The following is a 7366-nucleotide window of genomic DNA, read 5'->3' as shown; positions in this document are numbered from 1 at the left end:
ATCCTCTTCGTCGGCATCGTCTGATGTGTATAAGAGAGAGCAGGTCGGGGTCGCGCAGCGAGGTGGGGCTGTTGGTGTTGGCGTTGGCGTCGGTGTTAGTGTCGGGGTAGAGGCAGGAGTGGGTCGAGGTGTCGGAAAGTCCGTCGGTGCAGGAGGTAGGGGCACCGGAATGCGGAGGCGGCAGGGCTGATCCGATTGATTACCTTCTGGGGCATAGCAAACGCGAATAAGATCCTCCACAAAGCGGAGCTGATTAAAACTAAGTTGATCCGCTTGTCGAATGATGTCAGTGATGATCTCCTCCAAGTTTCGCGCTGTTCTGGAAAGAGGTACGCTGACAAACAAAATGTTTTCCAGATCCCTAATTTCTGGAGGCGCTAAGTTGAAGAAAGACACTCTATCCCGTTCCCGCAGCAAGATGCGATAAAGGGCTTCGCTCCAAGGGGAAACATCCACGGCTGCGCTGAAAATAAATCCCCGCAGGGGTGTAGGCTGGCCGGACTGACGCCCTTGGCCCAGGAGATTGGACTGAACCGATACCAATTTCCCCGGCGGTTGAATAATCGATCCGGAAAAGGGGATGGTGAACCGCAAGTTGCCCTCCAAGGCAGTGGTTGACAGGGCAGGCAACAAAATGTCCCCTCTTGAGCTTAGGTTGAACAACTCAACCTTATTGCCTCTTGAAAAGAGCGGCCCTCCCGAACAAAGGGCGGCTGTTGAGCCTGAAGGGCAAAGCTGAGCAAAGGGATCCACCACCAATCCCAAAATGGCAGAGGTAGAGCCAGAGCCAGAGCCGGGATCCCTTGGCGGCGACCCCACGGTCGAGGGGCTGCTGGAGGTACCACCACCGCAACCTTTCAGGAAAACCGTTAGGGAACCTGTAAGCACTGCCGCCAGGACAAGCGCAGCCGGTTGCCAAAATCTTCTGGGTATACCGAGTCGTCGAAACATTTGCTTATCGCCTCGCTCTCGATTAGGGATGTTGTCAGCCTGCGGAATGACTCTAGCGGGATCCCACCGTGAGAACAGCATCGCTGAATGGCGCCACAAAACGGCTGCCTTCTCTCTCAACTCTCAGCTCGCCACTGAGAAGATAAGAACCAGCAGATAGCGGAACATTGCTTTGCACCCTCATTTGCAGGCGGTGCTCCCCAATAGCAGCAGGGAATAAGTTGGCAAAGGGAGCTTCCAGCCCTTCAGAAAACCGTGCCAGCACAAAAGTCCCCTCAGTAGCTGCAGCCAGACGCTATAACTCCAGAAGATTCAAATCGACCCCCAACCCAACCACATACACGGTGAGTTTTTGTCCTCGCTCTCTGGCCAAAGTTGTCAGCTCCTGAGTAGCTTGGTTGATGGAGCGGGTGCTTTCGTTGTCAATCCCATCGGTGAATACCACCAAACGGCGGTTGAAACGCTCGGTGGGCCGAAAGTCGCTTAAGAAACGCCCCGCTTCCACCGTGGCATCGTAGAGGGCAGTGTTCCCTCCGGGAACAGCACGCAAAACCCCTCGTCTCAGCAGCTCTCTGTCGCCGGTGAAGTCTTGCAACAGCTGAGCCGTGCGCAGAGGCTGCCCCAGGGCTGTAACGCCAAAGCCTGCTCCCCGGTTGTCAAAGCGCAGAATGGCGCCCAGATCCAGGGGTGCAGGGCGAAATTGATCCAAGAGCCGAAAAACAGCCAGGAAGCGCCGAGATTGGGGATCCAAAACCAGCAAGCTGCCTGAGCCATCCATCAGCACTGCCATGAGCAAAGGCCGCTGAGCCAGATCCGGCGGGGGGTTCTCGATCCGGGTGGGTGTCAGGGTCAAGGTTACCGGCTGCGGGATCCCTAGCAAATCGGTTACCCGGTTCACCTGCAAGCTGACCTGGCCGGCGGAGAGCTGGGTTACCGGTTGGGGCGGATCCCCGCCTTGCAGGAGGGCGATGTTGAACTCCATTTCCCCTTGTGTGCCAGAAAAGGAGCGGGTCAGAGCCCCATTGAATGTCAGGCGAGCTTGGGATCCCACAGCAGACGGATCAATGCCTGTGCCGCCGGAAGAGCCACAGCCGGCAAGGCAGCTTCCCACGAGCACTAGGAGAAGCAGGGATCCGGAAATCGTCTGTTCATCCCCCGCCGCCAGCTTCCCACGAGCACCAGGAGAAGCAGCCAACCAGCTTTTTGGCTTTTTACTTGACCGGGCTGTATTTTTACAGTCATTGCAGCTGCCAGTGCAAGCATAGTGGGGTGGCATGAAAGTAGGGAGTTACAATACCACCCAGTAATTCCGAAAGCTACTGTAGCGCTTGGTGTAGGCGTAAAGATTTTTACTGCAGTTAGAGGATCTCGAGTTCATCTTTTTTCAATCTTTTTTCATAATGCGAGCACAGCGGGTCTCAGCTTTGAGCCTAGTAGGGCGGCTAAAGCCTGTCTGCTCCGAGAATTGCTTCGAGATAAAGACCCCTTTGTTTTGCCACTTGTGGCAAGCGTTCTCGCTGACCAATTGTCAAATAAGCCGGCGCTCTCCTCCGTGGCCTATAGTTCATAGCAGCTCATCAGTGCAGGTGTAAGCTCTAAAAGGATCCCCTGGGTGAGGAGGAGAACTGAACATGGCGGCAAAGCAACTCAAGTTCTATTGGAGCCCCCAACACCAGCTCTTTAGCTGCGATGGCGCCAAGTTGGAGGGGCACGGCTACATCCAAACCAACCCCTCCCATGACCTGGTTCACCTGCTCATTGCCGCCAACGGCAACATGCCCTGGCAGCCGGTGGAAAGCCGCGAGCAAACCTGCTTTGCCGAGTACAACGCGGTGATGCTGGAGCATCTGCTGGTGAACTGTTTTAATGCAGGAGCACTGGGATCCCTGCCCGCCCAGCAGATCATCCCAGAGGCGCGGAAATTCTTGCGGTGGTTTGTTTCAGAACACTACGCCCCTTTCCCGGTTTCTGAAGAAGAGGCTTTTCGTCGCTTTGCTGCGCACCTGGATATTGGGCGCATTGTGCGTTTGTTCCCCTATTTTTACAGTTTGCGAGCTTGGGAATGCTTCAGCCCCGATTACCGCGCCGAGACCTACGATCTGGAGTTCACCTCCGAGGATGATCCCGTTCGAGAGGCCCCGGAATGGGCGGCGGATCCCAACATTTTGGAGACTCAGGAGCTGGTGCGGCAAAAGCTCTCTGAGGCAGTAGCCGAGGCGGGCTCGATCCGGCCCAAACCGGAGCCCGTTTTCCCGCCAACCTCGTCAGCTTCTCCTCTGTCCGATCCCCCAGCCAAGACCAGGCAGAAAAAAACCGGACTCGGCTTCAAGCCTGCCCGTTGATGGATCCCCTCACCCCTTTCCCACAGGGAGAGGGGAAGACTAATCTGCGCCTTTCACTAGCCGACGAAAGGCCTTTTTGCCCACCTGCAAAATCCGCCCGGCCAGCTCCGAGGCATGGGCAAACTCCAGGTCGGGATCCTCCACCTTTTGCCCATCCAGCCGCACGGCGCCCCCTTGAATCTGCCGACGGGCCTCGGCGGCACTCTTGCACAGGCCACACTCACGCAGGATGTAGCTGAGTTTAACAGGGTAAGACAACCCATCGATGGCAAAGGTGGGGATGGATCCCGTTTCGGCAAGAATACCGTCTAGTACCAGGGCTTGGGCGGTGCGCTGGGCCTCTTCTGCCGCTGCAGGGGAGTGAAACTGGGCCACTAGGGTCTTGGCTAGGAGGATCTGCCGCTGGCGGGGATCCTGCGGCAGCTCGGCAAGGGGCACTGAGGTGAGCAACTCAAAGTAGCGCTCCACCAGGTGATCCGGCACCTTCTCCAGCTTGGAGTACATGGTGAGGGGATCCTCAGTCAGCCCCACGTAGTTGTTTTTGGACTTGGACATTTTCTGGTACCCGTCCAACCCCTCCAAAAGCGGCACCGTCACGCAGAACTGCGGCGCTTGGCCCTTCCAGATTTGCAGATCTCGCCCGGTGAGCAGGTTAAAGCGCTGGTCGGTTCCCCCCAGTTCTACGTCGGCTGCCAGAGCCACCGAGTCGTAGCCCTGCAGGAGGGGATAGAGAAATTCGTGCAGATAAATTGGCGTTCCAGCTCGGTAGCGCTGGGCAAAGTCTTCTTTGGCCAACATCTGCCCCACCGTCATCTGGGCCTGGAGTTCGATCAGCTCACTGAGAGTCAGGCGGGCCAGCCACTCGCTGTTGCGGCGCACCTCCAGCCGACCGGGGGTCTCAAAATCCAAAATCTTGCCGGCTTGCTCCAGATAGGTGCGGGCGTTTTCCTCCACTTCTGCCGGGGTGAGGCGGGGACGGGCCTCCGATTGGCCGGTGGGATCCCCGACCAGCGCCGTGAAGTCCCCGATGAGCAAAATAGCCACATGGCCCGCATCCTGAAACTGCCGCAGCTTGCGCAACACCACCGAATGCCCCAGGTGCAGATCCGGTCGGGTGGGATCGATGCCCAGCTTCACCCGCAGGGGACGATCCGCTTGCGCCAAGCGCTCCGCCAGGGCAGCAGCTCCTCCTGGAAAAATCTCGGCCACCCCCCGCTCAACAATTTGGGCTATCAACGGATCCCGGTACGCTGGCGAAACTGAGGCTGACGATATACTCAAAGCCTGATCCTCCGGCTGAACCCATGAGCAATTTTAAGCCCACGCAAAAGATGCTCGATTCTCAACTCAAGATCTTCTCCCCCTAGCCCGGTTGGAGTTGTCGATGGGCAGGGTTGGCCATCCTGCTGCCCCAATAGACGCCGCCCTATAATGGGTCTGGCTTGTTGTTGCTTTGCAACACGGACGTGACAGGGTTTTTGACGTGACCTACGGTCGCAGACCATTGGCCCGCCGGGCGAGAAAGCCGGGGTTGGAGCGTGTCTCCAATTCCCCTTTTTCCGGATCGGGGTTTGACGAGCATGCCGACTATACCCCACCCACCCGCCCCTCCCAGATTGCCCAGGTTGCCGGTGTGGTGGGCAATCTGTTGCTGGGATCCCTGCTCTTGGGATCCACGGCAACGGCTGCCGGATTGGTGGGGTTGGCCATCAGCTTTCGCAACTTGCCGGATGTGCATCAACTGCGGGATTACGTGCCCACTGCCACCACCCACATTGTCGATATTCGGGGCGAGCCCATTGCCAGCCTACACGGGGAGGCCAACCGGGAAGTGATCTCCCTTGAACAGGTCTCACCGGAAATGAAAAAGGCTTTGCTGGCCATTGAAGACAGCCACTTCTACACCCATCCAGGCATTAATCCGGTCAGCTTGGGCCGGGCGATCCTGGGCAGTGTAGAGGGGGGTATAGGCTCGGCGGGAGGGGGATCCACCCTGACAATGCAGTTGGTCAAGAACCTGTTTTTGAGGCCGGAGCGCACCCTCAGCCGTAAAGTCGCCGAGATCGTGTTGGCGGTGCGTCTAGAGCAAGTCTTCAGCAAAGACGAGATCCTGGAGATGTACCTCAACCAGGTGTACTGGGGGCACAACCTCTACGGCATCCAGGCGGCGGCCCGCAGCTACTTCAACAAGGATGCGTCTGAACTGAACTTGGCTGAAGCGGCGATGTTGGCTGGGATCCTGCCGGCCCCGGAAACCCTCAGCCCCTTTCGCAACCTGGAGGGAGCCAAACGGCGGCAACACCTGGTGCTGGATCGTCTGGTGGAGCTGAAGTGGATTACCCCCGAGGAAGCCCAGGCGGCGCGGGAGCAAAAGCTGACCTTAGGCCGCATTACCTCCTTTCAAAGTAACGCCCCAGCAGTTACCGACGCCATTGAGGCGGAGCTGCGGCGCCGCTATGGGGAACAAGCTCTAATGCAAGGAGGTCTGCGGGTTCAGTCCACCATCGATCTGCGTCTGCAGCGCCTTGCCCAGCGCATTGTCAATGAAGATGGCCCCCGCATTGCGGCAGCTCGTCGTGCCGATCAAATGGCTTTGGCGGCAGTGGATCCCCGTACCGGCTATGTGAAGGCCATTGTGGGCGGGATCAACGCTCAGCGGGGCCAATTTAACCGCGCCACCCAGGCGTTTCGCCAAACGGGATCCACCTTCAAGCCTTACGTGTACTATGCGGCCCTGGCTAGCGGCCGCTACACACCCTACAGCATCCTCTACGACACCCCCGTCACCTATCCCGGCTCGCCGCCCTACAGCCCGAAAAACTACGACAACACCTTTTATGGCCCCCTCACCTTTGCCCGGGCTTTGGAGCTCTCCCGCAACGTGCCCACGGTCAAGTTGGCCGATGATGTTGGGATCCGCAACGTCATCGTAGCGGCTCAGGCCACGGGTATTACTGCCGAGATGTTCCCCAACTTGGCCACAGCTTTGGGCTCGGCCAGCATCAGCCCCCTGGAGATGGCGGCTAGCTATGCGGTGTTTGCCAACGGCGGATATCGGGTGGAGCCGACCCTCTTGGCCCAGGTGGTGGATCGCAACGGCCAAATCCTCTTCGAGGCCAGGCCCCAGCCGCAGCGGGTTTTGGATCCCTGGGCGGTGGCCACCCTCAACCAGATCCTCAAAGGGGTGGTGACCCAAGGCACCGGGAGGGCGGCTCGTCTGGACGATGGGCGACCCGTAGCTGGCAAAACCGGCACCACCTCTGATTTCCGCGACGCTTGGTTCATCGGCTATGTGCCGCAACTGTCTACCGCCATTTGGATCGGCAACGACAACAACTCCCCCATGCTGCCCGGCACCGCCGGCGGGGCTTTTGTTGCCCCCACCTGGAAGCGCTTTATGACCGAGGCTCTCCAAGGGATCCCACCTCAGGACTTCCCCAGCCCGCATCAATTTCCCCCTCCCCGACCATGAGCTATAGCGAGGAGCGGCTGGCGCGTATCGAGCGCACGGTGGAGGCCAATGCCCAGGCCATCGCCCAACTGACCCGACAGAACCAAGAGGTGCTGCAAACCATTGCCGGCACCGAGGAGCGCATTGCCAGGGCCGAGGAGCGCATTGCCAGAGCCGAGGAGCGCATTGCCAGAGCCGAGGAGCGCCTCGAGGCCGAGGTCAAACGGTGGGACGAGCGGTTTTTCCAGCTCAGCCGCGATACCCTCAACTTCACCCGCAATGTGGTTACCATTGCCGCCATCACGGCTGTTTTGATCCCCCTGCTCAGGGATGTCGCTCCCCTGCTGATCGAGCTGTTGCGAGAGGGATCCCGTTAGCCCTCTGTAGCTGGGACATCTCGCTTTTCCAACCGCTGGCCAACAAGTGGTTATCGGCAATTGCGCTGAGACAGCCGCGATTCCACCTCTCTGGGGTCGAGCAGGGTTCCAACCGGAATCGAGGTGTCCAAGGGATCCCAGCGCGTACTGATTCTGAGTTACACTAAGACTGCAAAGAAAGGTAACGCCTTTTTCTGGTTCTCCTGACCCTTCACCGCGTTCTTTCTTGCATTCCTTGCACAAGA

At 58.6% G+C, this 7366-nt stretch carries 7 protein-coding genes; 3 read left to right on the top strand and 4 right to left on the bottom strand.

Annotated features, from left to right (window positions below; translation table 11 throughout):
• From NW828_RS01165 to NW828_RS01155, 3 genes are all read right to left on the bottom strand, one after another.
• A partial coding sequence (locus tag NW828_RS01165) for a hypothetical protein (protein ID WP_414380933.1) occupies positions 1 to 630 on the bottom strand: 630 nt, incomplete at its 3' end.
• Positions 631 to 650: 20 nt separating this feature from the next.
• Positions 651 to 845, bottom strand: coding sequence for a hypothetical protein (locus tag NW828_RS01160; protein ID WP_414380932.1), 195 nt, complete (start codon positions 843 to 845; stop codon positions 651 to 653).
• Positions 846 to 1246: 401 nt separating this feature from the next.
• The gene (locus tag NW828_RS01155) at positions 1247 to 2146 is read right to left on the bottom strand and encodes a vWA domain-containing protein (protein WP_414380931.1); all 900 of its coding nucleotides are present in this window, start codon (positions 2144 to 2146) and stop codon (positions 1247 to 1249) included.
• 436 nt (positions 2147 to 2582) lie between these two features.
• On the opposite strand from NW828_RS01155, the gene NW828_RS01150 reads away from it, so the two are divergent.
• Entirely contained in the window at positions 2583 to 3293 is a 711-nt protein-coding gene (locus NW828_RS01150; protein ID WP_414380930.1) for a hypothetical protein, read from the top strand.
• 39 nt (positions 3294 to 3332) lie between these two features.
• Here the strand turns inward: NW828_RS01150 and tyrS are convergent, their stop codons facing one another.
• Positions 3333 to 4529 carry a tyrosine--tRNA ligase gene (gene tyrS, locus NW828_RS01145; RefSeq protein WP_414380935.1) on the bottom strand — a complete coding sequence of 399 codons (1197 nt, stop codon included), beginning with the start codon at positions 4527 to 4529 and terminating at the stop codon, positions 3333 to 3335.
• A 247-nt stretch (positions 4530 to 4776) separates the two neighbouring features.
• On the opposite strand from tyrS, the gene NW828_RS01140 reads away from it, so the two are divergent.
• Together NW828_RS01140 and NW828_RS01135 are read left to right on the top strand one after the other, a co-directional pair.
• Positions 4777 to 6765 carry a transglycosylase domain-containing protein gene (locus tag NW828_RS01140; protein ID WP_414380929.1) on the top strand — a complete coding sequence of 663 codons (1989 nt, stop codon included), beginning with the start codon at positions 4777 to 4779 and terminating at the stop codon, positions 6763 to 6765.
• Complete coding sequence (locus NW828_RS01135) at positions 6762 to 7121, top strand: hypothetical protein (RefSeq protein ID WP_414380928.1); 360 nt, start codon at positions 6762 to 6764, stop codon at positions 7119 to 7121. Before NW828_RS01140 ends, NW828_RS01135 begins: the two co-directional genes overlap by 4 nt.
• Positions 7122 to 7366 lie beyond the last annotated feature (245 nt).

This window comes from Synechococcus sp. W55.2 (assembly GCF_047461635.1).
In the GTDB taxonomy this organism is placed as follows: Bacteria; Cyanobacteriota; Cyanobacteriia; order Thermostichales; family Thermostichaceae; genus Thermostichus.
Note: the sequence above shows the minus strand (reverse complement) of the source record. Positions and strands in the feature narration are given on the sequence as shown.

Coding starts and splice junctions, on each gene's coding strand:
- NW828_RS01135 (WP_414380928.1), top strand. CDS start 6,762: ATGAGCTATAGCGAGGAGCGGCTGGCGCGTATCGAGCGCACGGTGGAG.
- NW828_RS01150 (WP_414380930.1), top strand. CDS start 2,583: ATGGCGGCAAAGCAACTCAAGTTCTATTGGAGCCCCCAACACCAGCTC.